A 25,858-nucleotide genomic window follows, 5' to 3' on the forward strand; every position below is an offset into this window, starting at 1 on the left:
GGCTTTTGGGTATGCGAACGACATCCTGCAAAGAAGCAGGCACTTCGCCATAATCACACCCCATCGGCTCGCCCACCTCCCACAGGGAGATTCAGGCGCATTGCCGCAGCGGGACTTGCCGCATAGCATCGACCTTTGCCTGCCTCAGACGACTTTACCCTTGTTTTCAGCTCTCGACCGACCATCGCTGCTCGACAATAGCCATCGCGTGGAGACACCCGAGGGCATCGATCTGCTCCTGCGTCCGGCTGGCCTCGTACCCCGCGCATTGGCCTTTGCCATCGACCTGGCGATCCGTGCCGCCATCCTGCTGACCCTCTTCATCATCCTGGGGATGCTGGGCAATTTCGGCATCGGTCTTGGAACGCTGCTGCTGTTCCTCGTGCAGTGGTGGTACATGGTGCTCTTCGAAGTACTGAATCAGGGACGCACGCCAGGCAAGCGCTGGCTGGGCCTGCGTGTGGTGCATGACGATGGCACGCCGGTCGGCTGGACCTCCTCGCTGACGCGTAACCTGCTGCGCTTCGTCGACATGCTGCCGTTCGGCTATTTTCTCGGCGCACTCAGCTGCCTGGGCCACCCTGCCTTCAAGCGTCTCGGCGATCTCGCCGCAGGGACGCTGGTGGTCTACCGAGAAAGACCGCAAGCGCGCCCGACGCTGCCGGAGGTGGAAGCTGCCAAAGCGCCTTTTGCGTTAAGTCTCGACGAACAACGCGCGCTTATTGCCTTCTCCGAGCGTCATGCCAGTCTTTCTGCCGAGCGGCGTCTGGAGCTGGCTTCGATCCTTGCCGAACCGCTGGCGGTTACCGACAAGTACGCCGAGGCAAAAATCCATGGCATCGCCCGCTCACTGGTAGGCGCGCCATGAAGCAGGCCACCTTCGAACGCCAGCATCAGGCCGACTGGCACGACTTCATCAGCCAGCTGGACGCGCTGGAGCGCGGCAAGCCGAGCCCCAATCAGGCCAGCGACTTCCCCGCTGCCTACCGCCGTCTCTGCCAGCACCTGGCGCTGGCCGAATCTCGCGGCTACAGCAGCCAACTGATCGATCAGTTGCGCCAGCTCGCCCTGCGCGGCCATCAGCAGTTCTATCGGCACCGCAGTCCATTGCTGGGGCGACTGCTCGGATTCGTCACTGGCGGCTTCGCCCGCGCGGTCCGTGAGCAGTGGCGTTACGTACTGGCCGCGAGTCTGCTCTTTTACGGCAGCCTGATCGGCATGGCCGCCCTGGTCTTCGTCTTCCCCGAGCTGGTCTTCAGCATCCTGCCGCCGGACCAGGTCGCACAGATGGAACAGATGTACGATCCGGACGCCAGCCGTCTGGGTCGCTTCGCCGAGCGGGGCTCGGGCGACGACTGGCTGATGTTCGGCTATTACGTGATGAACAATATCGGCATCGCATTCCAGACATTCGCCAGCGGGCTGCTGTTCGGCCTGGGTACGTTGTTCTTCCTGCTATTCAATGGCCTGACGATCGGTGCCGTCGCGGGCCACCTGAGCGCCATCGGCTACCACCAGCCGTTCTGGTCGTTTGTCATCGGCCATGGCGCGTTCGAGCTGACCGCCATCACCCTTGCCGGCGCCGCGGGGCTGCAGCTCGGCGTAGCGCTGCTGGCACCGGGGCGCCTGCCCCGCGCGGAGGCACTGCGTCAGGCGGCCAAGCGAGGCATTCAGCTGGTCTGCGGGGCCACCTTGTTCCTGCTCATCGCCGCCTTTGTCGAGGCCTACTGGTCATCCATGACCCTGACCTCCCCCCTGATCAAGTACATCGTCGGCGCGCTGCTCTGGCTGATCGTGGCCGCTTACTTCGCTTTCGCCGGGAGGGCGCAGCATGCAGCTGAGTGATGCCAGCGTCTCGATCCGCCCGCGCAGTCCATGGGAAGCGCTGGACCTCGGCACCCTGCTCGCCAGGCGCCACGCCAAGCTGCTGATGACGACCTGGGCGGCCGTGACGCTGCCGCTTTTCGGCCTGATCAGTCTGCTGCTGTGGCAGCACCCAAGTCTGGCGTTGCTGCTGTTCTGGTGGCTCAAGCCCCTGTACGAGCGCTTGCCGCTGCACATCCTGTCCAAAGCACTGTTCGGTGAAGCACCGGGCTTTCGAGAGAGCCTGCGGGCCTTCCCCGGCCTGCTGCGGCCACAGCTGTTGGCCAGTCTCACCTGGCGTCGCCTGAGCACGACGCGCAGCTTCGACCTGCCAGTGCAGCAACTCGAGGGGCTCGACGGCAAGGCTCGCAAGCAACGCCTGCTCACGCTCGGTTTGCGCAGCGGCCGCGCGCCCAGCTGGCTGACCGTGGTCGGCGTGCATCTGGAAGGCGCGCTCTGGCTCGGGCTGCTCGGTCTGCTGTATTTCCTCCTGCCGGCGCAGCTGGTACAGCGCTGGAACTGGGAGGATCTGCTCGGGCTGAGCGCCGAATGGCTCTGGCTGGAACACCTGTCCAATCTGCTCTATGCGCTGGTGCTCATCGTCTGGGAGCCTATCTATGTCGCCTGCGGCTTCAGCCTCTATCTCAACCGACGCACTCATCTGGAGGCCTGGGATATAGAGCTGGCCTTCCGTCGACTGCGACAGCGCCTGCTCAGCGCTGCGCCAGCGTTGCTGCTTGCCTGTGGCCTGTTGTTCTGGCCGGCCGCGCACGATGCCTGGGCCGCGGCACCATCGGCCGACACAGCGCAGCAGGGCCCGGAAAGCGAGCGCCTGCTGAATCAGCCCCTGACCAGCGAGACGGCCCGCGAACGAATCGACGCGCAGCTCGACCAGCCGCCTTTCCAGCACCGGGAGACGGTCACCCGCTGGCGCTTCGGTGCGCAAGACAGCCCGCAGGAACCCGGTGCCCTGGCACGCCTGCTCGAACGCCTGCTGCAGGGTGGCTCGCTGTGGCAAAGCCTGGAAAGTTTGGCGCAGGCACTCGAAGTTCTGCTCTGGACCGCGCTGGCACTGCTGATCGCGCTTCTGCTGTGGCGCTACCGCGACTGGCTGCAGACTTTCGGCAGCCGCATACAGCTGCCGACCAGGCGCCGCCAACCTGCACCCACACAGCTGTTCGGCCTCGACGTCGCGCCCGAAAGCCTGCCAAACGACGTTGCCAGCGAGGCCGAACGACTCTGGCAGCAGGATCCGCGTGCAGCTCTGGCAATGCTCTATCGCGGTTTGCTCAGCCGCCTGCTGCACGATTTCCAGCTGCCGTTGAAGGCCGCGCATACCGAGGGCGAGGTGCTGCTGCGCGTGCGTCAGCTTCAGCGCGAACCGCTATCGCACTTTGCCGAGCAGCTTACGCAGCATTGGCAGCGCCAGGCCTACGGGCATCTGAGCGCCGAAGACGTGGTCCGTGACGAACTGTGTGCCGGCTGGCGCGCGCTGTTCGCCGAGGACTCGAGGCCATGAACCGGCTTCGCCCTCGCCTGCTCGCCGCAGCCGCCGTTGTGCTGTTCGGCCTGCTGGCCATCTGGTTGGCCGGCAAGCTGCAACCCTATGAAGACGTCGTCGAGCACGGCCCGACCCCGGAGGCGCGCAGCAACACCTATCTGGCCGCCGAACTGTTCCTGCGCGACCTCGGCCTGCAGGTCGCGCATCAGGAAGGCATCGCCGGACTTGAGACCTTGCCTACCACTGGCCAGACGCTGCTCCTGCTCGGTGACCGCGGCAACCTGACCCCGCGGCAGACCGAGCGCCTGCTGGGCTGGGCAGCCGCCGGCGGCCATCTGGTCGTGGTCGCAGAGCGGCTGTGGGATGAAGAGACCGGCAAAAGCGGCGACCTGCTGTTCGACCGGCTCAATCTGCAGCAGTACGCAGCTGACGATCTGGACGATGATGCGCAGACACCGCAGTCATCCACAGCCGAGCAGCATCCGCAGCTGACCAAGCTGTATCTGGAGAATGAAAGCGCGCCGGCCTATCTGGCCTTCGATACCGACTTTCATCTCTACGATGCCGACAATCGCGCCCACGCCTGGGCCAACAGCGCAGGCGCCACGCACATGCTGCAATTGCAGCACGGTGACGGGCTGATCACTGCCCTGACCGACAGCTGGATCTGGCAGAACCGCAACATCGACCAGTACGACCATGCCTGGCTGCTCTGGTATCTGAGCCAGGACAGCGCGGTGACCCTGGTGCACCGCAGCGAGCACGACGGCCTGCTCGCACAACTGCGCCGCCATTTCCCCGAACTCCTCACCGTGCTGGGTCTGCTCGTGGCACTCGCGCTCTGGCATGCCGGGCAACGCTTCGGCCCACTGCAGGCTCCGCTCAACCCGGCACGTCGCCGGTTGCAGGAGCACCTGCGTGGTTCGGCGGAGTTTCTGTTGCGCCATGGCCGCCAGCACAGTCTGCTGCAGCCGCTGCAACAGGATATCCGGCGCCGAGCGGGGCAACGTCATCCGGGCTTCGAGCAGCTTCCGCCGAGTGCCCAGCTGCCACTGCTCGCCCGTCTCTCCAGCCTGCCAATCGCCCGCATCGAGCTGGCCATGCGCCCACTGCCGCAGCAACGTCTGTCGGCCACCGAATTCACCCGACAGGTCGCCCACCTGCAAACCCTCAGGAACGCGCTATGAGCGAACACACCCCAGAATCCGACAACCCTGCTCCGGCCACCAACCCGGTAAGCCAGCGCCTGCGAGCCAGCCAGCTCGCCCAGGCGCTGCGTGACGAGTTGCACAAGGCGGTGATCGGCCAGGACGAAGTCATCGATGGCGTTCTTACCGCGCTGATCGCTGGCGGCCATGTGCTGATCGAAGGCGTGCCGGGGCTGGGCAAGACACTGCTGGTACGGGCGCTGGCACGCTGCTTCGGCGGCGAGTTCTCGCGCATCCAGTTCACCCCCGACCTGATGCCCAGCGACGTTACCGGCCATGCCGTCTACGACATGCAGAGCGAGCAGTTCAAGCTGCGCAAGGGCCCGGTGTTCACCAACCTTCTGCTGGCCGACGAAATCAACCGTGCACCAGCCAAAACCCAGGCCGCGCTGCTCGAGGTGATGCAGGAGCGTCAGGTCACCCTGGAAGGCAAGGCCCTGGCGGTTCCGCAACCATTTCTGGTCATGGCCACGCAGAACCCCATCGAACAGGAAGGCACCTACCCCCTGCCGGAAGCCGAGCTCGACCGCTTCATGCTGATGTTGCGCATGGATTACCCGCAGGCGAACGAAGAACTGGAGCTGGTACGCCAGGTCACCCGCTCGGCACGCGCCGACATGCTCGACGTCAGCGCCTTACGCCAGCTGGTACAGGCCCGCGATGTGCTGGCCCTGCAGAAGATTGCCAGCGAACTGCCACTGGACGATCAGGTACTGGACTATGCCGTGCGCCTCGCCCGCACCACTCGCAGCTGGCCAGGGCTGGCGCTGGGTGCCGGCCCCCGCGCATCGATCGCGCTGGTTCGTGGTGGTCGCGCCAAAGCGCTGCTGCGTGGCGGCGAGTTCGTCACGCCTGACGACATCAAGGGTTGCGCGCTGGCGGTACTGCGTCACCGGGTGCGCCTGTCGGCAGAACTGGACATCGAAGGACTGTCGGTGGACCAGGTGCTGCAGCAGCTACTCGATCAGGTCGCGGCGCCACGCGCATGACGCCATCCCGTCGCCTGCTCGTTGCGCTGGCTGCGCTGGCGCTCGCGGCCATTCCTCTTGGCGTTCTTGCCGCGTTCGGCGTCGAAGCCGGGCACTGGCGGTCCGCCTGGTGGGGCCTGTTGCTGGCGCTGGGTATGGTGACATCGCTCGACGCCTTCGCCTTGAGGCGACTGCCGTCGCCTGCGCTGCAACGCAGCCTGTCGGGCAATCTGCCACTGGGCCACTGGAGCAGCGTGCAACTGCTGGTGCGCAACGAACATTCCCGCACCATCGAGCTGGAGCTGTTCGACCAGGTGCCTGAGGGCATGAGCTTCGAACAGCTGCCGCAACGCATGCGCCTGCAGCCCGCCGAGCATTGCCAACTCGACTACCGCCTGCGCCCGACCCGCCGCGGCCAGTTCTTCTTCCAGCACTGCGACCTTCGCCTGGCCAGTCCGTTGGGCCTCTGGCGCAGCAAACGCCAGCTGGAGCTTGCCGGGGAGACGCGGGTGTATCCCGACTTCGCTCGATTGCACGGAGCCAGCCTGCAGGCGATCGACGTCTGGTTGAATCGCCTCGGCGTCCGCCAGCAACCGCGCCGCGGGCTGGGGCTGGAGTTTCACCAGCTACGCGAGTTCCGCGAAGGCGATACCCTGCGGCAGATCGACTGGAAAGCCACCGCGCGGGCACGCATGCCGATTGCCCGCGAATATCAGGACGAACGCGACCAGCAGATCGTACTGATGCTCGACTGCGGTCGGCGTATGCGCAGCCAGGACGCCGAACTCACGCACTTCGATCATGCACTGAACGCTGCCCTGCTGCTGGCCTATGCCGCATTGCGCCAGGGCGATGCCGTGGGCGCCTGCACCTTCGCCGGCGAACAGCCGCGTCACGTCACGCCGGCCAAGGGCCAACAGCAACTTCAGGTGTTGCTGAACGGCCTTTACGACCTGCAGCCCACCCTGCAGCCCGCCGACTACGGCGCCGCGGTCGATCGGTTGCTGGCCCGGCAACAGCGCCAGGCACTGGTCATCGTGCTGAGCAACCTGCGCGACGAGGACGATGCCGAACTGCATGGGGCGCTGCAGCGGCTCTCACGCAGACATCGGGTGTTGTTGGTGAGCCTGCGTGAAGAAGTGCTGGACCAACTGCGCCTGCGGCCGGTGCAAAGCCTGGACGACGCACTCGACTACTGCGGCGCCCAGGACTACCTGAACGCCCGCCTCGCGCTGCACAAGCGCCTGGCGGCACATGGCGTGCCGGTGCTCGACGTCCAGCCTTGCGATCTGGGGCCGGCACTTATCGGGCGTTATCTGGCGTGGAAGAAAACCGGGACGCTGTGAGCGCGAGCGCGGCTCACAGGCCGTGGCAGCAATCCTTGTCGGTGAATCGATCCGATGCCGGGCTGGCATGATGCGCCAGTGGGATGTGCAACATCGGCTGGAAACTGAAGTAGTGATGCAGGGCAGCGATCATCTCGCGGATATCCCCGGGCGGGTCGATCAGAGAAAAGCCGGTGTCGTAGCTGCCCGGTGTCACATCCTCGCTTGACCACAGACTGAACGCGCTGAAATCCACCTGCCGCAGTTGACCGCTCTGCCCCGGAATCTTCAGGCGCATCTCGAAGCGCACACCGAGCATCATCGGATAGGGGCTGATCAACATCAGCCCGCCCTCGGACAGGTTGCCGATAAAGCCCAGTGGCTTCTCGGTGAACCGATTGAATACGTTGAGGTAGTACGGCAACTGATGCCGCTGGATACGACGCTGGTTCGCCATGTTCATCTCGTCGGAGCCTTCAGCCTTAACCCTGCAATTCGAGTGTCCTGTCGGCTCAACTGCATGCCTGGCTGATACGCGTCGCCAAGCGCTGTCGAGCCGCCTCTACTTCACTTTCACTGTAGTAGACGCGCTCTCCTGCTGCATCGTTACGAAAAAAACGCCCGCCAAGCTGCAGTCGCGACAACTGGCTGCGCAAGCCCTGGCATTCCTGCTCTCGTGCAGCCCGCGCCTCGCTGGCCTGCTCCCTCGCTGCCTGCTGCTCCTGCCGCCGCGCATCGAAGAATCGTTCGCTACGCGCCTCACGCTCACGGGTCTGATCATCGCGTTCGACGATCAGGGGCCGAACCTCGACCCGCTCGGCTCCGGCCGCGGGGCGCTGGCCGAAGTGAACCTGGCCGTTGGCATCGGTCCAGCGGTAGATCTGCGCGGTTGCCAGTGCAGGCAGCAGCATGGCGGTCATCAGCAAAGCTCGCATGATCCCTCACATGGCTTTCATGACATCAACGTTTGGCCGGCTGAACCACCGGCGGTGCCTCGGCATGATAATGACCCAGCTGCCTCAACGTCTCCAGGCGCGCACGAGCGCGATAGGCGTACTCGCTCGCCGGGTATCGCTCGGTGATGAAGCGATAGGTTTCGCCAGCGTCGACGAACAGGCCCTGGCGCTCCAGACACTGGCCGCGCAACAGTGAAATCTCCGGCTGGACCTGGCTGCGCGGCTTGCTGCGACGTTCTGCCTGCGACAGTGATTGCATCACCCGCTCGCAGTTGTCGGCCTCGTAGTGCTGGTAGGCCGCATCCAGGTGGCGATCGAAAGCATGGCGGCTGCTGCAGCCGACGGTCAGAAGACTCAGGAAAACGATGATCAGAATGCGCATGGGTTCCTCCGTATGCTCCTGTATCGACCGGGTTGGAAAAACCTGCAGACAGCCCGTCAGCCGGACGCAAAGAGTAGTGCTCGCCGAGCGATGACTACAACCGGCGAGCATAGTAGCCTCGGGGCCAGCCAGAAAAAGGAGCAATTGAATGATTCCGCGTCGCACCAAGATCGTCGCCACCCTGGGCCCAGCGAGCAGCTCGCCGGAGGTGTTGGAAAAGATGATCGTCGCCGGGCTGGACGTAGCCCGCCTGAATTTCTCCCACGGCAGCCCCGACGAGCATCGTGCCCGGGCCGAGCTGGTCCGAGAAATCGCCGCGCGCCACGGCCGCTTCGTCGCGCTGCTCGGAGACCTGCAGGGGCCGAAGATCCGCATTGCCAAGTTCACCGACAAGCGCATCGAGCTGAAGGAAGGCGACCAGTTCCGCTTCTCCGTGACCCATCCGCGCGACGCCGGCAATCAGGAAGTGGTCGGCATCGATTACCCGGATCTGGTCAAGGATTGCGGCGTCGGCGATGAGCTCCTGCTCGACGACGGCCGCGTGGTGATGCGCGTCGACAACGCCACCGCGGACGAACTGCACTGCACCGTACTGATCGGTGGCCCGCTGTCGGACAACAAGGGCATCAACCGTCGCGGCGGCGGCCTGACTGCCCCGGCGCTGACCAACAAGGACAAGGCCGACATCAAGCTGGCCGCGGATCTGCAGCTGGACTATCTGGCCGTCTCCTTCCCGCGCGATGCCGCGGACATGGAGCTGGCCCGCCGCCTGCGCGACGAGGCCGGTTCCGACGCCTGGCTGATCGCCAAGATCGAGCGGGCCGAAGCGGTCGCCGACGACGAGGCGCTGGACGGCCTGATCCGCGCCAGCGACGGCGTGATGGTGGCGCGCGGCGATCTCGGGGTGGAAGTTGGCGATGCCGAGCTGGTCGGCATCCAGAAGAAGATCATTCTGCACGCGCGTCGCCACAACAAGGTGGTGATTACCGCGACGCAGATGATGGAGTCGATGATCCACAGCCCGATGCCGACCCGCGCCGAGGTATCCGATGTAGCCAACGCCGTGTTGGACTACACCGATGCGGTGATGCTCTCGGCCGAAAGCGCCGCCGGCGAATACCCGATCGAAGCGATCAAGGCCATGGCCCGCGTGTGCTGCGGTGCGGAGAAGCACCCGACCAGCACCAAGTCCGGCCACCGCCTCGGCCAGCAGTTCGAGCGCTGCGACGAGAGCGCGGCGCTGGCTGCGATGTACACGGCCAACCACTTCCCGGGCGTCAAGGCCATCATCGCCCTGACCGAAAGCGGTTACACGCCGCTGATCATGTCGCGCATCCGTTCTTCGGTGCCGATCTTCGCATTCTCGCCGCACCGCGAAACCCAGGCACGGGTCGCGCTGTTCCGCGGCGTGCAGACCATCCCGTTCGATCCGGCCGCGCTGCCCGCGGACAAGGTCAGCCAGATGGCGGTCGAGGAGCTGCTCAAGCGCAATATCGTGCAGCCCGGCGACTGGGTGATCCTGACCAAGGGCGACAGTTACCATGACAGCACGGGCGGCACCAACACGATGAAGATCCTGCGCGTCGGCGATCAGTAAGGTTGGCAGGGAATCACACGAGGCCGGCTCTTTAGCCGGCCTCGTGCTGTCTGCGGGACCGAACGGGGAGCCAACTACAACGGCTGGGTCGCGCTGACGAAAGCATCGCTGAAGATCTGTCCACGCGGCATGCCCGCGAGAAACAGGCGCCTGGCGCTAGCCTCGACGAACGCCGAACCACCACAGAGCAGCGCGATGTCCCGCCGCGATGTCGGTCGTAGCGTCGAAAGCACGCTGTCACGCTGCTGCGCATCGACCCATTGCAGCTCCAGGTTCTCGTGCCTGTCCGCCAGCGCCTGCAACGGCCCGCGCAGGTAGTGCTCGTCACGACAGAAATGCACCAGCCTGATCGCCCCGCTATGGCCCTGGCGCAGGCTCTCGCGCAGCAGGCTGAACAGAGGGGCCAAACCGGTTCCCGAAGCCAGCAGCAACAATGCCCTCTCGGACCACTCCGGTTCGTAATGCAATGCACCGCCGTGCAAGTCGCCCACCCGCAGCGCGTCGCCCGCGCGCAGCTGCCGCGCGGCATCGCAGAACGCTCCCGGCCTGGAGCAATCGAGATGAAACTCCAGCCAGGGATCGTCGCCGGGAAGACTGGCCAGCGAATACGGCCTAGCGATGCCGGCCCCGGTCCACAGCAGCAGGTGCTGACCGGCACGATAACGCAGCGGCCGCTCCGGCAACAGACGCAGGCGCAGCACGCTGCCGCTCAGCCACTCGACGCTTTGCACCTGAGCGGGCTGCCCGTCGCGGCGAGGATCGAAGGCTTCTACGCCGAGGTCCTCCTCGACACTGCACTGACAGGCCAGTCGCCAGCCGGCCGCATGTTGCTCGGGCCGTAGCAGGTCAGCTTGCAGCTCGCGCGGTGCGCCGTCGACACAGCGCACCAGGCAGGCGTGGCAGCTGCCGGCGCGGCAACTGTAGGAAACGGGCAGGCCGGCAGCGATCAGGGCGTCGAGCAGGTTGGTCGCTGGCGCGACCGACCAGCGCTTGCCGGCGCAATGCAACTCAGGCATCGGCGGTGACCCAGGCGGGTTCGCAGCGATTGCGTCCAGCGCGCTTGGCTCGATAGAGCGCTTCGTCGGCACGTTGCAGCGCCGCGTCCAGATTATCTCCAGCATTCAGCAGGGTCAGGCCGATCGACAGGCTGAGATGTCCGGCTTCGATCTTGGCATCTTCCGGTTCGGCGTTGGCGAAGGCCTCTCGCAGGCGCTCGCAGCACGCGGTGAACTGCTCGGCGTCGGTATTGGGTAGCAGTAGCACGAATTCCTCGCCACCGTAGCGGGCCAATACATCGTCGTCGCGCAGACAGGAGCGCGCTACGTTGGCGAAGGCTTGCAGCACGCGGTCTCCGGTGGCATGGCCGTGGATATCGTTGATGCGCTTGAAGTGATCCAGATCGATGAGCGCCAGCCCCGATTGATGTCCCTTGCGCAGGCGGTTCAGGTCGCCCTCGGCGATACGCAGAAAACGCCGCCGGTTGTACAGACCCGTCAGTTCGTCGGTGGAGGCCAGATCCTCCAGCTGACGCATCATCCCGCGCAGAGTGTCCTGATGCGCCTGCAATGCGAAGCGCCGCTGGCGCATGCGCTGGCGCAAGCGATACACGTGGCCGGCGAACAGACACATCCAGATCAGCGTCACCAGCAGCACGCTGGCCTGCAGCAGGAACACATCGGTCTCGATAGGCCGCTGCAGGTAGTAATCCAGCGCAGCCATGCCGACGAAGCTGACGAAGGCCAGCGCGGCGTAGCGAATGAACACCTTGGGCGGCAGGAAGACGGCGAACATCAGCACCAGCAGGTAGAGCACCAGCAGCGAACCGCGTGCACTGCCGAGGTTGAACAGAAAGGTGGTCAGCCACAGCAGCCCCACCAGGACCTGCGGCTCGGTCAGGCTGGGATCCTTCGAGCGCAGGTTGATGCCTCGGTGAAACAGCCAGAAGAACAGCAGCTGACTCACCACAATCAACTCCGACTGCACCACGGCGCTGGCCACCGAGGCCTGATAGAAGCCCCCCGCCACCGCCACCCAGGTCAGCACCACGCCCAGACCGTAGGTCACGGAGGCCAGTGCGAATCGCCGCGTAACCAATTGCTGCAATGTACGCAGATCGGTCTCGTCACGCATCGCACTCATAGGGATCCTTCCCGCTGTGGCAATTTGCCGCACTCTACGCTTACCGAAAACAAAATCCTAGCCAGCATTCGCATCGCTCCAGGTCCATCCGTGTACCGCGCAGCTTGACGCGTTATACTGCGCCGCATTTTTTCGCGGCGCGTCGACTGCCACCCCCGACGCGCCTCTTAATCGCCCCGTATGAGGACGCGCTGCATGACCGTGATCAAGCAAGACGACCTGATTCAAAGCGTCGCCGACGCTTTGCAGTTCATTTCTTACTACCACCCCGTGGACTTCATCCAGGCGATGCACGAAGCCTACCTGCGTGAAGAATCCCCGGCTGCCCGCGACTCCATGGCGCAGATCCTGATCAACTCGCGCATGTGCGCCACCGGTCATCGCCCGATCTGTCAGGACACCGGTATCGTCACCGTGTTCGTCCGCGTCGGCATGGACGTGCGCTGGGACGGCGCGACCATGAGCCTGGACGACATGATCAACGAGGGTGTGCGCCGCGCCTACAACCTGCCGGAAAACGTCCTGCGTGCTTCGATCCTGGCCGACCCGGCAGGTTCCCGCAAGAACACCAAGGACAACACCCCGGCCGTCATCCACTACTCCATCGTTCCCGGCGACAAGGTGGAAGTGGACGTCGCAGCCAAGGGCGGCGGTTCCGAGAACAAGTCGAAGATGGCCATGCTCAACCCGTCCGACTCGATCGTCGACTGGGTGCTGAAGACCGTTCCGACCATGGGCGCCGGCTGGTGCCCGCCGGGCATGCTCGGCATCGGCATCGGTGGCACCGCCGAGAAAGCCGCGGTGATGGCCAAGGAAGTGCTGATGGAATCCATCGACATCCATGAGCTGAAAGCCCGTGGCCCGCAAAACCGCATCGAAGAGCTGCGTCTGGAGTTGTTCGAGAAGGTCAACCAGCTGGGTATCGGCGCCCAGGGCCTCGGCGGCCTGACCACCGTGCTCGACGTGAAGATCATGGATTACCCGACCCACGCCGCCTCGCTGCCGGTGTGCATGATCCCCAACTGCGCCGCCACCCGCCACGCCCACTTCGTGCTCGACGGCTCCGGCCCGGCCGAGCTGACCCCGCCGCCGCTGGATGCCTACCCGGAGATCGTCTGGGAAGCCGGCCCGAGCGCGCGCCGCGTCGACCTCGACAGCATCACCCCGGAAGAAGTGCAGAGCTGGAAGCCGGGCGAGACCGTCCTGCTCAACGGCAAGATGCTCACCGGCCGCGACGCCGCGCACAAGCGCATGGTCGACATGCTGAACAAGGGCGAAGAGTTGCCGGTGGACCTCAAGGGCCGCTTCATCTACTACGTCGGCCCGGTCGATCCGGTCGGCGACGAGGTGGTCGGCCCAGCCGGCCCGACCACCGCGACGCGCATGGACAAGTTCACCCGTCAGATTCTCGAGAGCACTGGCCTCCTGGGCATGATCGGCAAGTCCGAGCGTGGCCCGATCGCCATCGACGCGATCAAGGACAACAAGGCCGTCTACCTGATGGCGGTTGGCGGCGCGGCCTATCTGGTCGCCCAGGCGATCAAGAAGTCCAAGGTGCTGGCCTTCGCCGAGCTGGGCATGGAAGCGATCTACGAGTTCGAAGTGAAGGACATGCCGGTCACCGTCGCGGTCGACACCAACGGCGAGTCGGTGCACATCACGGGACCTGCGATCTGGCAGCAGAAGATCGCCGACAGCCTGGCGGTCGAAGTGCAGTAAGCGGCACGCCCATAAAAAGCCCGGCTCGATGCCGTAATGCTGTTCACTTAAGCATTTGAGTCCAAGCCGGGCTTTCCAGAAAATCCGATATCAGTCTCCTGGTATCGGATTTTTTATGCCCATTCAGCAGCAACTATTCGACCTTAGCGACCTCTTCAACTTCTCCGACCTCAGCACCTTCACTCAGAACATCCCTGTCGAATGGGTTGCCAGTGCGCTCAACCTCTCTGCTCAGGCCACCATAAGACGGCGACGCCTACCGAGTGACCAGGTGCTTTGGTTGGTGCTGGGCATGGCGCTGTTCCGCGATGAGCCCGTACATGAAGTAGCCAGGCGCCTGAATATTTGCGCTCAAGGCCTGGCATCTGATCAATTACTGGCGCGCAGCGGTGTGACTGAAGCGCGTAAAAGGCTGGGTGCCGACCCGGTCGAGTCCTTGTTCCGTCAGACAGGTAAACAATGGGGCTGCGAGCGATACGAAGGCGATGCTTGGCACGGCTTGCAAGTATTCGCAGTAGATGGCGCATTTCTGCGAACCCCTGACTCACCTGAGCTGAGAGAACATTTCGGTTCTGGCAATACGGGCAACGACCGCCAGACGCCTTTCCCAATGCTACGGCTTGTTGCCCTGATGAATGTGCGCTCCCACGTGATCCTCGATGCTCAGCTTAGTCCCTACCGGGACAGCGAAATGCGCCTGGCCGAAACCTTCCTGAGTCAGATCCCGGACAATTCGATCACATTGTTCGACAAGGGCTTCTGGGGTGCTGATCTGCTGTTGGGCGTGGTGGGTGGAGGAAGCAATCGGCACTGGCTGACGCCAGCGCGCAAGGGACTGGTGATGGAGGAAGTCGAGCGTTATGGCGAACATGATCGCCGTGTTCGGATGAAGGTCTCGCCCCAGGCACGCAAACGTAATCCCGAGCTGCCTACACACTGGGAGGTACGTGAGGTCAGCTATGAAAGCCGAGGGCGCGTCAGATCGTTGCTCACTTCTCTGCCGGCCAAGGGGTACAGCACAAAAGCTGTCGCCGAGTTGTATCTGGAGCGTTGGGAGATTGAGTTGGGCTTCAGGGACATCAAAAGCTCAATGCAACAAAACGCGGTGACGCTACGGAGCAAGAAGGTCGAGCTGATTTATCAGGAGGTGTGGGGGCTCCTGCTCGCTTATAACATCATCCGTCGGGAGGCCAGCCAAGCCGCAGTCACCTTTGGCCGAACACCATCGGATATACGCTTCAAGCCCGCCTGCCAGTACATTGCGGTGCAACTGATCGTCATGGCAGCGGCCAATCCGGTATCGGCAACAGGTAGAAGGTTGGCTGAGTTAAGAGGAGGTGTCGGGGGGATGTTTCTGGATCACCGTCCAAGGCCAAAAAGGCCAAGGACGGTGAAGATTTCCAAAACCCGATATCCGGTGGATCGTAAGGCTGCTCCACTTAAGTGAACAGCATTAGGCTCGATGCCGGGTTTTTTATTGCCTGGGCAATCAGCGATTGAAGCGTTCGACCAGCGCCCGCAGCCCGTGAGCTGCGCATTCCAGGTCGCGACCGCGCTGCATGGTCAGGTCCGCCTTGCTGACATTGCTGTCGGTCGTGACCGCAATACGGGTGACCTGGCGGGCAATATCTTCGGCCACATGCGCCTGCTCTTCGGCGGCGGCAGCCATCTGCTGGCTCATCCCGGCAATGCGGCCGACGGCATCGCGAATGCCCTGCAACGCCTGCTGCGCCTCGACGACCTGGGCCAACCCCTGGGCCGCCTCCTTGTCACCGACCTGCGCGATCGTCACGGCCTCCCCCGCCTTGCTGGTCAGCGACTGGATGATGGCCTGGATCTGCTGCGTCGACTCCCGCGTCTTGCTCGCCAACGCACGTACCTCGTCGGCGACCACGGCAAAGCCCCTGCCCTGTTCGCCAGCACGTGCGGCCTCGATGGCAGCATTCAGCGCCAGCAGGTTGGTCTGGTCGGCGATGCTCTGGATCATGCCGGCGGCGGATACGATCTGCTGGGTTTCGCCAGCCAGCTCGTTGACCACGTTGCCGATGTTGGTGACGGTCGCCGCCAGCATTTCCATCGCCTCGCGGGAACTGGCGGCGACCCGGTCACCGTCGTCTGCCAGCGTGTTCGCCGTGCTCGCCTCCTGTGCCGTGTGCTGAACGTGCCCGGCAACTTCGCTGATCGATGCGGTCATCTGGGTCACCGCGGTGGCCGTCATGTCCGTCTCGCCGCGCTGCTGCCGCAGCTCGCTTTCGGTCTGGCTCGCCAGTGAACAGGTTTCCGCCGATGCACCGGCGACCTGCACGGCCAGATCGGATAGCCGCGTCAGCGCCGTACGCAGCCGTGCGTCTTCGCTGACCAGGGCCATCTCCAGCCGCGCCGCATTGCCATGCTGCTGGGTGTAGGTCAGGGCGACCACCGGATCGGCGAAGGCCTCGGGTACCCGCTGCAGGATGCGCAACAACCGGCGTTCCGCAGCGAAGTGACAGCTGAGCCCGAGCACGAAGAACAGACCGAGCACGACGAGCGCGTCCACTGCCGGCGGCAGCCAGAAGATGCCAGCGGCCGCCAGCACCGCGGCGCCCATCGGCATCGCCAGCACACGCGCCCAGCCCTGCGCTCGCCGGCTCAACGAGACCGCCGGCCGGCCGGTACGCAGACGCTCGTACAGCGCAGTAGCCTGGGCGACCTGTTCGGCCGTCGGCTTGACCCGCACCGACTCGAAGCCGGTCAGCTTGCCATCGTCGAAAACAGGCGTGACGTAGGCGCTGACCCAGTAGAAATCGCCGTTCTTGCAACGGTTCTTGACCACACCCATCCAGCTTTTGCCGGCTTTCAGGTAGCGCCACATGATCTCGAACACGGCGGGTGGCATGTCCGGGTGGCGGACCAGGTTGTGGTCGCTGCCGATCAGCTCGGCTCTTGAGTAGCCACTGATACCGACGAATTCGTCGTTGCAATAAAGGATCTTGCCTTGGGTATCGGTCGCTGAAATCAGCCGCTGATGCGCCGGAAAGGTCCGCTCGGTGTTGCTTACCGGCCCGTTGTTTCTCATCGCCTGAACTCCCTGGCAGCGATCCGCTGAAAAAATGCGATTCATCGGTCACGACGAATCAATCTGTTACAAGAGTCGGACGGCGCAAAGCGAACTTGAGTGGGGACGGGAAGTATTTGCCGAACGGCATGCCCAAGGGGGCGGCGCTCGCGAACGGACTAGTTACCGGTTTTCTGTTCTGCGATGTACAGCGCTTCGACTTTCGCCCTGGCCCAGGGCGTCTTGCGCAGAAACTTCAGACTGGACTTGATGCTCGGCTCATTGCTGAAGCAACGGACATCGACGCGCTCGGCAAGGCCGTCCCAGCCGAAGCGAGCATGCAGCTGAACCAGGATGGCCTCCAGCGTCACGCCGTGAAGAGGATCTTTTGCTTGGGTCATGGGGCACTCACGGACACGAGGGCATTGCCTCACGGATGAAAAACCCGCCGCGCAGTCTGCGCGGCGGGCTTGGGTGAGGCCTGCATCTTACAGACTGATGCGGGTCCCGAGCACCTCGAGGAATGCCGCCAGCCACGCTGGATGGGCGGGCCATGCCGGAGCGCTGACCAGATTGCCATCGGTGTGCGCCTGATCCACGGCGATGTCCACGTACTCGCCACCAGCCAGCTTCACCTCGGGTGCACAGGCCGGATAGGCGCTGCAGGCACGCCCCTTGAGCACGCCCGCGGCGGCCAGCAGCTGCGCGCCATGGCAAACGGCTGCGATCGGCTTCCTGGCCTCGTCGAACGCGCGCACCAGCGCCAGCACCTGTTCGTTCAGGCGCAGATATTCCGGCGCCCGGCCACCGGGAATGACCAGGGCATCGTAGTCTTCGGCCCGCACGTCGGCGAAGTCGAAGTTCAGCGCAAAATTGTGCCCCGGCTTCTCGCTGTAGGTCTGGTCGCCCTCGAAATCATGGATCGCGGTGCGCACACTGTCGCCGGCCTTCTTGTCCGGGCACACGGCATGCACGCGATGGCCAACCATCTGCAGCGCCTGGAAAGGCACCATGGTTTCGTAGTCTTCGGCGTAATCCCCCACCAGCATCAAAATGTTCTTCGCCGCCATTGGATCGTCCTCTTCACGCGGGTTTGGAGCTTCGCTCCGTGACGCGGCGGCCTCAGCCACCGCGGTTGAAGATGTTTACCAGCAGCCGGTCCAGCCAGCCCCACATGCGTTGGTAGAGGCGCAGGTGCAGCGGTCTGCCGTACCAGCTCTTGATGTCGATTTCGATACTGTCCTGGAAATCACGCTCGAAGCACGCCTGCACCTGGGCACTCAACCCAGCGTCGATGGCCTCGAGATTGGCCTCCAGATTCCAGCGCAGGTTCCAGTGATCGAAGTTGCACGAGCCGACGCTGACCCAGTCGTCAACCAGCACCATTTTCAAGTGGGAAAAGTGTGGCTGATATTCGTGGATTCGCACGCCCGCACGCAGCAGTCGCGGATAGAAGCGCTGTCCGGCGTAGCGCACCGGCGGGTGATCGGTGTTGCGACTGGTCAGCAGCAGGCGCACATCCACCCCACGACGTGCCGCCCGGATCAGTGCCCGCCGTACCTTGCCGGTAGGCAGGAAATACGGCGTCGCCAGCCAGATGCGCGTCTGCGCGCGCCGCAGATTGCGCAACAGGCTGTGCAGTATGTCGCGGTGCTGACGCGCCGCCGCATAGGCCACGCGCCCTAGCCCCGAGCCACTGGGCAGCACCGGAATGCGTGGCGCACCGCTGGGCAGGGGCAGCTGCCAGATACGCCGCTTCAGGCAATGCACCCACTGGGTGTCGAACAAATCCTGCCAGTCCTGCAGCAGCGGGCCGGTCATCTCGACCATCACTTCATGCCAGTGCTCGCCGGGCTCATCAGGGTGCCAGAATTCGTCGGTGATACCGGTGCCGCCGACGTAACCGATGCAACCGTCGACCAGCAGCAGCTTGCGGTGGTCACGGTGCAGATTACGCAGCCTCAGCCTGAGCGAAAGCGGATTGTAGAGACGCAACTCGACGCCGGCGGCGATCATCCGATCACGATTGGCCTGGCTCATTTTCAGGCAGCCAAAACCATCGAACAGACAGCGCACCCGGACACCGCGTGCCGCCGCACGCAGCAGCGGCTCCAGCAGGCGGTCGAGACAAGCACCATCCTCCACCAGATAGAGCTCCAGATCGACCCGGCGCTCGGCGCGCTCGATGGACTCGAGCATGGGCGGAAAGAACCCAGGCCCGTCTATCAGCAGGCGAAACTGATTGTCGCTGCGCCAGGGGAATACCGCTCCCGCCAGCATCACAGGGCATCACCCCGAGTGAAGCCAGATGGCGTCAGGCAAAACGAAGAAGCGGATGAGCAGCGAAGTGACATGAAATCCCTTTTTCCGGGCGACATCCAAGGCGCGACCGCCCCGATCCCCCAATCTGCACAGGCAGTGCCGAACGAGCAGTTCGCTAGCTTACCCAGACGCTCGAGCAAGGCAAAGCAGCAGACTAGACGGCCGCGGCCAGTGCCACCATGAAATACGACCCTCTATAGGCCCGACTCGCCTGGGCAGAGTTCCCAGCTGCTCGAAGGATATGCCCTGCCTTCAACTGCCTATGGAAGACTCGAGCCCGAGCGCGGCAAGCGCCTGCTCCAGACGGCGCGCCTGGGCGTCGCGCGCCAAGCCCAGCACTGCGCGATCACGCCGCCACGATGCGCCCCAGGGCCCCTGCGAAGCCGCCAGGGCCCTGTCCAGCTCAGGTTGCAGCGCAGCGAACTGCTCGAGCAACGCCGCCGTCAGCAGGTGAGTGGCAGGCTCATCGGCTGGACGCCGTGCGACCTCTGCTGCAGCCGCAAGAACGCTGAGCAGACGCAGTGCCAATGCGCGCGGCCACTGCGCCAGCAGCGCCACGCCGTAGAGCCAGGCAGTCAGTGCCGCCAGCACATGAACATCTTCGTGGGTACGGAACGGTTTGACGTACTCGCTCCAGCCGTCACCTGGCAAGCGTTTCCCTGCAGCCTGTTCAAGGCTCAATCTGCCATGCGCGATATCCGGCACGATCGGCAGGTCCGCCCCGGCCACCAGTGACACACCGGCACCGGACGGCTCGACGACGAACAGACCGAGCCGCGGCGGCTCGCCAGCCCCCTCCTCCCGGGCCGAAACCAGCAGCCATTGCGCCGCGGCGCCCGCCGTCACGAAGTCCTTGCCACCACTCAGCTGCCCATCTTCGCAACGGGTCGTCATGTCGGCCGGTCGCAGCTTGCGCCGCTCCGTCGTGCACAGCGCGCCAAGCCCGAGTGGCGCATCCGGCCAGAGCGCGCGCAGGGCAGCCTGGTATCCGGCGAGAAAGGCCAGCCCCGGCGTGGTCGCCAGCCGGCCGCCGTAGACCGCCTGGCTGAACGAGTCCGTACCGGGAGCACCGTCGCACACGGCCCGATACCAGTCGCACAGCCCGAACGTCGCGGCAACTGGCTGCAACGGCCCGATCAATCGTTTCCACGGCATCCTCATCTCCCAAGCTTCTGCCATTAGCGGCCGCCGGTTCGCGCCGTCATCCAACCATCATCCAAACGTCACAGTGGCGACACGCCTTGCTCCTAGCCTGATCAGGCCAAACCAGCGAGCTCAACGATAACAACCAGACGCTCGCGCTGCATCGCCAACCCCGTCACTGCCCCGGCGGACAAGGAGACAGAGCATGAATGCCATCGTCGATCCACGCAGCACGCGTCAACTTCGAGCCGAACGCCTGCAGGGCGAATGCGCACTGCGCGAAGCCCAGGCCCTGCGTTATCGGGTGTTCAGCAGCGAGTTCGATGCCCAGCTCAATGGCGCCGAGTTCGGGCTGGACATGGATGACTTCGATATCCACTGCCGACATATCGGCGTGCGCGATCTCGCGACCGGTGAACTGGTCGCCACCACGCGCCTGCTCGACCACCTCACCGCGAAGCAACTCGGGCGCTTCTACAGCGAGGGAGAATTCGCCCTGCACGGCCTGGCGGACATCAACGAACCAGTGCTGGAGATCGGCCGTACCTGCGTTGCACCGGCTTATCGCAGTGGCGCGACCATAGCCGTGCTGTGGAGCGAACTGGCCGAGGTGCTCAACCAGGGTGGCTATCGCTACCTGATGGGGTGCGCCAGCATCCCCATGCGCGACGGTGGCATCCAGGCCCGTGCGATCATGCAACGACTGCGCGACAGTCACCTGAGCACCGAACTGCTGCACGCCGAGCCGCGAATGCCGCTTCCCGAGTTGGAATTGCCGGACAACGTCACTGCCCAGCTGCCGCCGCTGCTCAAAGCCTATATGCGCCTCGGCGCGAAAATCTGTGGCGAACCCTGCTGGGACCCGGACTTCCAGGTCGCCGACATATTCATCCTGCTCAAGCGCGAGGAGCTGTGCCCGCGCTACGCTCGCCACTTCAAGGCGGCGGTATAGATGGCGCGGTTGCGCCTGCTGCGGGTCGCCGCGGCGATCCTGCTGGGGTTGCTGTTGGCGGCCGCACTGGGTCTCGGCGACCGCCTCGCGCTACGTACCTCGCTGCAACGCAGGCAACAGCTGACCCGCTGGTTCATGGTTCGCCTGGCCGCCGCGCTGCCTTATCGCGTACGCATCATTGGCGAACTGCCAGCGCAGCCGATGCTCTGGGTCGCCAACCATGTGTCCTGGTGCGACATCCCGTTGCTGGGGATGCTGCGGCCGCTGTCGTTCCTGGCCAAGGCCGAGGTCGCACGCTGGCCCGTGCTTGGCTGGCTGGCACGCCAGGCTGGCACGCTGTTCATCCGCCGCGGCGCCGGCGACGCCGCGCAGATCAATCGGCAACTGGCCGACCACCTCCAGCAAGGCGGCCACCTGCTGATTTTCCCGGAAGGCACCTCGACCGACGGCAGCGGCGTGCGCACCTTCCATCCCCGGTTGTTCGCCTGCGCGATAGAGGCCGGCTGCGCCGTTCAACCCGTGGCTATCCGCTACCTGCGCGACGGCAAACCCGACACTGTGGCGCCCTTCATCGGCGACGACGAACTGCCGGCGCACCTGCGCAGGTTGTTGGCCTGCGACGTGGCAGAAGTAGAAATCCATCTGCTGGCGCCGATACCCGTCGCCTCGCTCAGTCGCAGGGCTCTCGCCGAGCAAGCACAGCGGGCCATCGAACGGGCACTGTCTGGGGAGGTGCAGGAGGCCGCGCGAGAGGCCGCATAGCGACCTCCTATCGAGGCTGCGCTAAGCTTCGCCCATGAACTATCTCGCTCATCTTCATCTTGGCGGCCCCGGCCCGGCCGACATGCTCGGCAGTCTTTACGGGGACTTCGTCAAAGGCCCGCTGCAGGGCCGCTGGCCGGCGCAGATCGAAGCCGGCATTCGCCTGCATCGGCAGATCGATGCCTTCACCGACAGCCATCCACTGGTGCTGCAAGCCAAGGCGCGCTTTCCCAGTGAGCGCCGCCGCTACGCCGGGATCCTGCTGGACCTGTTCTTCGATCATTGCCTGGCAGCGAACTGGTCGGACTACTCCGGCGAACCGCTGGACCTATTCACCCAGCGCGCCTACCGAGCGCTGGCCGACGAGCCCGCACTGCCCGGCAAGCTCGCCGTGATCGCTCCGCACATGGCGGCACACGACTGGCTCGGCAGCTACCGTGAATTCGACGTACTGGGCAGGGTGCTGGCGAATATGAGCCGTCGCCTGAGCCGGCCGGATGGCCTGGCCGGCGGGCTGGAAGAACTGGAACAGCTGTACGATCCGCTGCTCGAGGACTTCCGCCACTTCTACCCGCAGCTGCAGCATTTCGCCAAGGCGGCGATGTAACGCGAACGTCCCGTGTTACTGCGCATAGCCCGGACTTTGCGCATCCAGCTTGCGCAGCAGGCCGGGCCACGCCAGCGCACCGCCCATGCCCGAGCGAGTGCGAGTCACGCCCGCCGCCATGGCTTTGGCACCGGCCAGGATCTGCTCCGGAATGGCGATCAGCTCGTTGCCACCGGCCTGCGCCATGACCTGAATTTCACAGGCGCGCTGGAAGATGAACATCATCAGAAAGGTATCGGCGATGCTGCTACCGCAGGTCAGCAGACCGTGGTTATGCAGCAGCATGAAAGCGGTTTCGCCAAGATCGGCCTGCAAGCGCGCCTTCTCGTCGTGATTCAGCGCCACACCTTCATAGCCATGAGTCGAAAGACTGGCCAGCACGAACAGCGACTGCTGGCTGATGGGCAATACGCCCTGACGCTGGGCCGAGACCGCCACCCCAGCCGCGGTGTGAGTGTGCATGACGCAAGCGACGTCGTGGCGCACCTCATGCACGGCACTGTGAATGGTGTAACCGGCGGGGTTGATCTCGTACGGGCTGTCCATCACCTTGTTGCCGGCCAGGTCGACCTTGACCAGGCTGGACGCGGTGATTTCGTGAAACATCAGCCCGTAGGGGTTGATCAGGAAGTGATCGGTTTCGGGAATCTTGGCCGAGATGTGCGTGAAGATCAGGTCATCCCAGCCATGCAGCGCGACCAGCCGGTAACAGGCCGCCAGATCGACCCGCGTCTGCCATTCGGTGGGGCTCACTTGGGTTTCCAAAGAAGGCAAAGCGTGCAGCGCAGTCATCGAGGGCACCTCTTGTTATTGTCGTGAAGATGCCCTGGATTCTAGCCAGCCGCTACCGGCCCGGCAGTTGCCCTTGCAGCCAGGCCGCTGGCCTGGCGAGCCACACTCAGGCGCGCAAGGCCGCTGCGAAGGCTTCCAACCACGGTTCGGCGTCACTTTCCGGCGTCACTGTCTCGCTGGCGTCGAGGCGCAGCATCTCCAGGACTTCTCGCACGCCCAGCTCGGCATAGAGTTCGCGAATCAGCTCGCCGCCACCACAGAAGGTGTCGCCATAGCTGGCATCGCCAAGGGCGATGACGCCACCGGGCAGGCCGCTCCACGCGGGAAACTGATCGCGGATGGTCGAGTACAGCGGAATGAAGCTGTCCGGCAGCTCACCCATGCCGGTGGTCGAGGTCACGACCAGCAACGCTTCGGGGGCGAACTCGAGAATCTGCGACAGCTGGGCGCGGGGATCGTGCCAGGTTTCGAAACCGGCGGTTTTCAGCTGGTGTTCGGCGTGACGGGCGACATCTTCGGCGGTGCCGTAGACGCTCCCGGAAAGAATGGCGACTTTCATGTGCGCTCCAAGAATCAAAGCTGCGCATTATGCCGCAATCGCCAAGCCTGGGCGGCACGCCACGCTCAGGCGAAGCCGTCCATCCAGAAAAAGCGCAGCGCACGGAACCACCATCGAACCCATTTGTCATAGGGCCGATTGCCCCACCGCGACCATATCGGTTGCAGGCGTGTAGCGGCCCCGCCGCGCGACGCCAAATGTGGAGGGCACTGTCCCTCCGAGGGTATCCGCATGGCGGAAGAGACGATTCTCAGCAAAGACGAACTGACCTTCATCCGCAAGTTGATGCAGCGCAACGGCAGCACCAGCGCCGAGCGCACGACAGGCTTTCGGATCGACGGCGGCACGCAATCCAACGAACTGCTGCTGCAGCTGGCCGCTCGCGCCAACCTGTCGCTGCAGGCGGAGTTCGAGGATTTCCGCATGTCCTTCCCGCTGCAGCTCAGGGAAGACGAACTACACAGCCTAGACCTGCAGCTGGCCCCTCCGGTGATCTACGAGCGCGGGCCAACCACGCGCGCCTGGCGCCTGCACCTGGACCAGCCGCTGCCTCTGCTGGAAAACGATGGCGGCGAAAGCTCGCTCAGCGTGCACGAGCTCTCTCCTCACGGACTGCTGGTGGATGCCGGCGAACATCGCAAGCCACCCAAGCACTTCCACCTGCGCCTGGCGCTGCCCGATGACAGCCCGCTGGAAATCGATGCCCATCGCGTTCGCGAGCTGACCGGCGGACGAGCCGCCTACGAAGTCGAGTTCATCCAAGTGAAGGATGCCGAGCGGATTCGCTCCTTCCTCTATCGCCAGCATCAGCGCCTGCACCCTGATTTGCAGCCAGAGCTGCCGGCCGATCTGGTGTAAGCTGCCACGCCTGTAGCGACCGCCTCAAAGTGTGCGCGGCTCACCCATTTCAGGCAGTGGATTTTCATGCATCAGGCCCCGATTCTCATCACCGGAGCCAGCCAGCGAATCGGGCTGCATTGTGCCGAGCGACTGCTGGAAGACGGCTTCCCGGTCATCGTTACCTACCGCCGCGAACGCGACAGCATCGACCGGCTTCGCGCCCTTGGCGCCGAGGCGTTGCAGGCGGACTTCAGCGAAGAAAGCGGCATCATCACCTTTATCAGCGCTCTCAAGCAGCGTGCCGACGGTCTGCGAGCCATCGTGCACAACGCCTCCGAATGGCGCCCGGATACCCCCGGGCAGGAAGCCGAGGCGTTCCGCCAGCTGTTCCAGGTGCATATGCTCGCGCCCTACCTGATCAACCTGCACTGCGCCGAACTGCTGCGCCACGGCGGGCCAGCGGATATCGTGCACATTGGCGACGACGTGACCCGCAAGGGCAGCAAGAAGCACATCGCCTATGCGGCGAGCAAGGCGGGCCTGGACAACCTGACGCTGTCCTTCGCCGCCAGCCTGGCGCCGACGATCAAGGTCAACGGCATCGCCCCGGCGCTGATCCAGTTCAACCCGGACGACGACGCCGAATATCGCCGCAAGGCGCTGGCCAAATCCGCGCTGGGCATCGAACCCGGTGCCGAGGTGATCTACCAGAGCCTGCGCTACCTGCTCGACAACCCTTATGTCACCGGCACCACACTGACCGTGAACGGCGGCCGCCACCTGATCTGAAGACTGCAAGGAGTCCCCATGCCCAGACTGGAACCCGCGATGGCCCGCATCCGCGTCAAGGACCTGCGGCTGCGCACCTACATCGGCATCAAGGAAGAGGAAATCCTCAACCGCCAGGACGTGCTGATCAACCTGACGATGCTTTACCCCGCTGCAGAGGCGGTGCGCGAGAACGACATCGAACAGGCGCTGAACTACCGCACCATCACCAAGGCGATCATCCAGCACGTCGAAGACAACCGCTTCGCCCTGCTCGAGCGGCTGACCCAGGAAATTCTCGACCTGGTCATGCGCTACCCGCAGGTGCGCTACGCCGAAGTGGAAGTCGACAAGCCCCACGCGCTGCGCTTCGCCGAGTCCGTATCGATCACCCTGGCTGCGCATCGGGATTGACCCTGCG

The 25,858-nt window shown here is 64.3% G+C and carries 27 protein-coding genes; 15 read left to right on the plus strand and 12 right to left on the minus strand.

The features are described from left to right. Window positions 1–160: 160 nt before the first annotated feature. The 6 genes from P5704_007720 to P5704_007745 are packed head-to-tail and all read left to right on the plus strand — an operon-like array spanning window position 161 to window position 6,886. On the plus strand, window positions 161–868 hold the full coding sequence (locus P5704_007720) for an RDD family protein (protein ID WOF80350.1): 708 nt from the start codon (window positions 161–163) through the stop codon (window positions 866–868). Then, the gene (locus tag P5704_007725) at window positions 865–1,845 is read left to right on the plus strand and encodes a stage II sporulation protein M (protein ID WOF80351.1); all 981 of its coding nucleotides are present in this window, start codon (window positions 865–867) and stop codon (window positions 1,843–1,845) included. The genes P5704_007720 and P5704_007725 overlap by 4 nt, the downstream gene beginning before the upstream one ends. Then, window positions 1,832–3,382 (plus strand): DUF4129 domain-containing protein, encoded by a 1,551-nt coding sequence (locus tag P5704_007730; GenBank protein ID WOF80352.1) that lies wholly within the window; start codon window positions 1,832–1,834, stop codon window positions 3,380–3,382. The genes P5704_007725 and P5704_007730 overlap by 14 nt, the downstream gene beginning before the upstream one ends. Further along, window positions 3,379–4,551, plus strand: a complete 1,173-nt coding sequence (locus P5704_007735) for a DUF4350 domain-containing protein (GenBank protein ID WOF80353.1) — start codon at window positions 3,379–3,381, stop codon at window positions 4,549–4,551. Before P5704_007730 ends, P5704_007735 begins: the two co-directional genes overlap by 4 nt. Continuing rightward, window positions 4,548–5,561 carry a MoxR family ATPase gene (locus P5704_007740; protein ID WOF80354.1) on the plus strand — a complete coding sequence of 338 codons (1,014 nt, stop codon included), beginning with the start codon at window positions 4,548–4,550 and terminating at the stop codon, window positions 5,559–5,561. The genes P5704_007735 and P5704_007740 overlap by 4 nt, the downstream gene beginning before the upstream one ends. Next, window positions 5,558–6,886, plus strand: coding sequence for a DUF58 domain-containing protein (locus tag P5704_007745; GenBank protein ID WOF80355.1), 1,329 nt, complete (start codon window positions 5,558–5,560; stop codon window positions 6,884–6,886). The genes P5704_007740 and P5704_007745 overlap by 4 nt, the downstream gene beginning before the upstream one ends. A gap of 13 nt (window positions 6,887–6,899) precedes the next feature. Here P5704_007745 and P5704_007750 read toward each other — a convergent pair whose 3' ends face one another. Genes P5704_007750 through P5704_007760 form a run of 3 tightly spaced genes read right to left on the minus strand, consistent with a single transcriptional unit; the run spans window position 6,900 to window position 8,203 of the window. Beyond that, window positions 6,900–7,328 (minus strand): PilZ domain-containing protein, encoded by a 429-nt coding sequence (locus P5704_007750; GenBank protein ID WOF80356.1) that lies wholly within the window; start codon window positions 7,326–7,328, stop codon window positions 6,900–6,902. A gap of 49 nt (window positions 7,329–7,377) precedes the next feature. Then, window positions 7,378–7,800: a DUF4124 domain-containing protein gene (locus tag P5704_007755; protein ID WOF80357.1), complete on the minus strand. Its 423-nt coding sequence runs from the start codon at window positions 7,798–7,800 to the stop codon at window positions 7,378–7,380. Window positions 7,801–7,825: 25 nt separating this feature from the next. Beyond that, a complete protein-coding gene (locus P5704_007760) occupies window positions 7,826–8,203 on the minus strand; it encodes a hypothetical protein (protein ID WOF80358.1) in 378 nt (125 codons plus the stop codon). Between the two features lie 148 nt (window positions 8,204–8,351). Here P5704_007760 and pyk point away from each other — a divergent pair, with 148 nt between their 5' ends. Continuing rightward, entirely contained in the window at window positions 8,352–9,800 is a 1,449-nt protein-coding gene (pyk, locus tag P5704_007765) for a pyruvate kinase (GenBank protein ID WOF80359.1), read from the plus strand. Between the two features lie 74 nt (window positions 9,801–9,874). Here pyk and P5704_007770 read toward each other — a convergent pair whose 3' ends face one another. Beyond that, window positions 9,875–10,816 carry an iron-sulfur-binding ferredoxin reductase gene (locus tag P5704_007770; GenBank protein WOF80360.1) on the minus strand — a complete coding sequence of 314 codons (942 nt, stop codon included), beginning with the start codon at window positions 10,814–10,816 and terminating at the stop codon, window positions 9,875–9,877. After that, entirely contained in the window at window positions 10,809–11,939 is a 1,131-nt protein-coding gene (locus P5704_007775; GenBank protein ID WOF80361.1) for a GGDEF domain-containing protein, read from the minus strand. The genes P5704_007770 and P5704_007775 overlap by 8 nt, the downstream gene beginning before the upstream one ends. 195 nt (window positions 11,940–12,134) lie before the next feature. On the opposite strand from P5704_007775, the gene P5704_007780 reads away from it, so the two are divergent. Together P5704_007780 and P5704_007785 are read left to right on the plus strand one after the other, a co-directional pair. After that, window positions 12,135–13,658 carry a fumarate hydratase gene (locus P5704_007780; GenBank protein ID WOF80362.1) on the plus strand — a complete coding sequence of 508 codons (1,524 nt, stop codon included), beginning with the start codon at window positions 12,135–12,137 and terminating at the stop codon, window positions 13,656–13,658. A gap of 121 nt (window positions 13,659–13,779) precedes the next feature. After that, window positions 13,780–15,105, plus strand: coding sequence for an IS4 family transposase (locus P5704_007785; GenBank protein WOF81187.1), 1,326 nt, complete (start codon window positions 13,780–13,782; stop codon window positions 15,103–15,105). A gap of 42 nt (window positions 15,106–15,147) precedes the next feature. On the opposite strand, the gene P5704_007790 is transcribed toward P5704_007785, so the two are convergent. The 5 genes from P5704_007790 to P5704_007810 form a co-directional block, all read right to left on the minus strand. After that, a complete protein-coding gene (locus P5704_007790) occupies window positions 15,148–16,713 on the minus strand; it encodes a PAS domain-containing methyl-accepting chemotaxis protein (protein ID WOF80363.1) in 1,566 nt (521 codons plus the stop codon). Window positions 16,714–16,871: 158 nt separating this feature from the next. Continuing rightward, window positions 16,872–17,093: a VF530 family protein gene (locus P5704_007795; protein ID WOF80364.1), complete on the minus strand. Its 222-nt coding sequence runs from the start codon at window positions 17,091–17,093 to the stop codon at window positions 16,872–16,874. A gap of 87 nt (window positions 17,094–17,180) precedes the next feature. Continuing rightward, complete coding sequence (locus P5704_007800; protein WOF80365.1) at window positions 17,181–17,762, minus strand: DJ-1/PfpI family protein; 582 nt, start codon at window positions 17,760–17,762, stop codon at window positions 17,181–17,183. 52 nt (window positions 17,763–17,814) lie between these two features. After that, entirely contained in the window at window positions 17,815–18,972 is a 1,158-nt protein-coding gene (locus P5704_007805; protein WOF81188.1) for a phosphatidylserine/phosphatidylglycerophosphate/cardiolipin synthase family protein, read from the minus strand. A 294-nt stretch (window positions 18,973–19,266) separates the two neighbouring features. Then, window positions 19,267–20,175 (minus strand): acyl-CoA dehydrogenase, encoded by a 909-nt coding sequence (locus P5704_007810; protein ID WOF80366.1) that lies wholly within the window; start codon window positions 20,173–20,175, stop codon window positions 19,267–19,269. 187 nt (window positions 20,176–20,362) lie between these two features. Here P5704_007810 and olsB point away from each other — a divergent pair, with 187 nt between their 5' ends. From olsB to P5704_007825, 3 genes are read left to right on the plus strand one after another with little or no spacing between them, the layout of a single operon-like run. Beyond that, window positions 20,363–21,109 carry an L-ornithine N(alpha)-acyltransferase gene (gene olsB, locus P5704_007815; protein ID WOF80367.1) on the plus strand — a complete coding sequence of 249 codons (747 nt, stop codon included), beginning with the start codon at window positions 20,363–20,365 and terminating at the stop codon, window positions 21,107–21,109. Then, window positions 21,110–21,871, plus strand: a complete 762-nt coding sequence (locus tag P5704_007820; GenBank protein WOF80368.1) for a lysophospholipid acyltransferase family protein — start codon at window positions 21,110–21,112, stop codon at window positions 21,869–21,871. Window positions 21,872–21,905: 34 nt separating this feature from the next. Next, on the plus strand, window positions 21,906–22,478 hold the full coding sequence (locus P5704_007825) for an ACP phosphodiesterase (GenBank protein ID WOF80369.1): 573 nt from the start codon (window positions 21,906–21,908) through the stop codon (window positions 22,476–22,478). Between the two features lie 15 nt (window positions 22,479–22,493). Here P5704_007825 and P5704_007830 read toward each other — a convergent pair whose 3' ends face one another. Both P5704_007830 and P5704_007835 read right to left on the minus strand, forming a co-directional pair. Then, window positions 22,494–23,270, minus strand: coding sequence for a class II aldolase/adducin family protein (locus tag P5704_007830; protein WOF80370.1), 777 nt, complete (start codon window positions 23,268–23,270; stop codon window positions 22,494–22,496). Window positions 23,271–23,376: 106 nt separating this feature from the next. Continuing rightward, complete coding sequence (locus tag P5704_007835; GenBank protein ID WOF80371.1) at window positions 23,377–23,829, minus strand: flavodoxin; 453 nt, start codon at window positions 23,827–23,829, stop codon at window positions 23,377–23,379. Between the two features lie 231 nt (window positions 23,830–24,060). Between P5704_007835 and P5704_007840 the strand changes: the two genes are divergently transcribed. From P5704_007840 to folX, 3 genes are all read left to right on the plus strand, one after another. Further along, on the plus strand, window positions 24,061–24,687 hold the full coding sequence (locus P5704_007840) for a PilZ domain-containing protein (protein ID WOF80372.1): 627 nt from the start codon (window positions 24,061–24,063) through the stop codon (window positions 24,685–24,687). Window positions 24,688–24,753: 66 nt separating this feature from the next. Continuing rightward, the gene (gene folM, locus P5704_007845) at window positions 24,754–25,458 is read left to right on the plus strand and encodes a dihydromonapterin reductase (protein WOF80373.1); all 705 of its coding nucleotides are present in this window, start codon (window positions 24,754–24,756) and stop codon (window positions 25,456–25,458) included. A gap of 18 nt (window positions 25,459–25,476) precedes the next feature. After that, window positions 25,477–25,851, plus strand: a complete 375-nt coding sequence (gene folX, locus P5704_007850) for a dihydroneopterin triphosphate 2'-epimerase (protein ID WOF80374.1) — start codon at window positions 25,477–25,479, stop codon at window positions 25,849–25,851. Window positions 25,852–25,858 lie beyond the last annotated feature (7 nt).

Origin of the sequence: Pseudomonas sp. FeN3W (assembly GCA_030263805.2) — a bacterium.
GTDB classification, from domain to species: Bacteria; Pseudomonadota; Gammaproteobacteria; order Pseudomonadales; family Pseudomonadaceae; genus Stutzerimonas; species Stutzerimonas stutzeri_G.

What these genes read in the sequence shown, in the direction of transcription:
- P5704_007780 (WOF80362.1), top strand. Translation starts at nt 12,135, where the DNA reads ATGACCGTGATCAAGCAAGACGACCTGATTCAAAGCGTCGCCGACGCT.
- P5704_007795 (WOF80364.1), bottom strand. Translation starts at nt 17,093, where the DNA reads ATGACCCAAGCAAAAGATCCTCTTCACGGCGTGACGCTGGAGGCCATC.
- P5704_007775 (WOF80361.1), bottom strand. Translation starts at nt 11,939, where the DNA reads ATGAGTGCGATGCGTGACGAGACCGATCTGCGTACATTGCAGCAATTG.
- olsB (WOF80367.1), top strand. Translation starts at nt 20,363, where the DNA reads ATGAATGCCATCGTCGATCCACGCAGCACGCGTCAACTTCGAGCCGAA.
- P5704_007735 (WOF80353.1), top strand. Translation starts at nt 3,379, where the DNA reads ATGAACCGGCTTCGCCCTCGCCTGCTCGCCGCAGCCGCCGTTGTGCTG.
- P5704_007825 (WOF80369.1), top strand. Translation starts at nt 21,906, where the DNA reads ATGAACTATCTCGCTCATCTTCATCTTGGCGGCCCCGGCCCGGCCGAC.
- P5704_007745 (WOF80355.1), top strand. Translation starts at nt 5,558, where the DNA reads ATGACGCCATCCCGTCGCCTGCTCGTTGCGCTGGCTGCGCTGGCGCTC.
- P5704_007750 (WOF80356.1), bottom strand. Translation starts at nt 7,328, where the DNA reads ATGAACATGGCGAACCAGCGTCGTATCCAGCGGCATCAGTTGCCGTAC.
- folM (WOF80373.1), top strand. Translation starts at nt 24,754, where the DNA reads ATGCATCAGGCCCCGATTCTCATCACCGGAGCCAGCCAGCGAATCGGG.
- pyk (WOF80359.1), top strand. Translation starts at nt 8,352, where the DNA reads ATGATTCCGCGTCGCACCAAGATCGTCGCCACCCTGGGCCCAGCGAGC.
- P5704_007725 (WOF80351.1), top strand. Translation starts at nt 865, where the DNA reads ATGAAGCAGGCCACCTTCGAACGCCAGCATCAGGCCGACTGGCACGAC.
- P5704_007730 (WOF80352.1), top strand. Translation starts at nt 1,832, where the DNA reads ATGCAGCTGAGTGATGCCAGCGTCTCGATCCGCCCGCGCAGTCCATGG.
- P5704_007820 (WOF80368.1), top strand. Translation starts at nt 21,110, where the DNA reads ATGGCGCGGTTGCGCCTGCTGCGGGTCGCCGCGGCGATCCTGCTGGGG.
- P5704_007755 (WOF80357.1), bottom strand. Translation starts at nt 7,800, where the DNA reads ATGCGAGCTTTGCTGATGACCGCCATGCTGCTGCCTGCACTGGCAACC.
- folX (WOF80374.1), top strand. Translation starts at nt 25,477, where the DNA reads ATGCCCAGACTGGAACCCGCGATGGCCCGCATCCGCGTCAAGGACCTG.
- P5704_007760 (WOF80358.1), bottom strand. Translation starts at nt 8,203, where the DNA reads ATGCGCATTCTGATCATCGTTTTCCTGAGTCTTCTGACCGTCGGCTGC.
- P5704_007840 (WOF80372.1), top strand. Translation starts at nt 24,061, where the DNA reads ATGGCGGAAGAGACGATTCTCAGCAAAGACGAACTGACCTTCATCCGC.
- P5704_007830 (WOF80370.1), bottom strand. Translation starts at nt 23,270, where the DNA reads ATGACTGCGCTGCACGCTTTGCCTTCTTTGGAAACCCAAGTGAGCCCC.
- P5704_007770 (WOF80360.1), bottom strand. Translation starts at nt 10,816, where the DNA reads ATGCCTGAGTTGCATTGCGCCGGCAAGCGCTGGTCGGTCGCGCCAGCG.
- P5704_007790 (WOF80363.1), bottom strand. Translation starts at nt 16,713, where the DNA reads ATGAGAAACAACGGGCCGGTAAGCAACACCGAGCGGACCTTTCCGGCG.
- P5704_007800 (WOF80365.1), bottom strand. Translation starts at nt 17,762, where the DNA reads ATGGCGGCGAAGAACATTTTGATGCTGGTGGGGGATTACGCCGAAGAC.
- P5704_007740 (WOF80354.1), top strand. Translation starts at nt 4,548, where the DNA reads ATGAGCGAACACACCCCAGAATCCGACAACCCTGCTCCGGCCACCAAC.
- P5704_007835 (WOF80371.1), bottom strand. Translation starts at nt 23,829, where the DNA reads ATGAAAGTCGCCATTCTTTCCGGGAGCGTCTACGGCACCGCCGAAGAT.
- P5704_007810 (WOF80366.1), bottom strand. Translation starts at nt 20,175, where the DNA reads ATGAGGATGCCGTGGAAACGATTGATCGGGCCGTTGCAGCCAGTTGCC.
- P5704_007805 (WOF81188.1), bottom strand. Translation starts at nt 18,972, where the DNA reads ATGCTGGCGGGAGCGGTATTCCCCTGGCGCAGCGACAATCAGTTTCGC.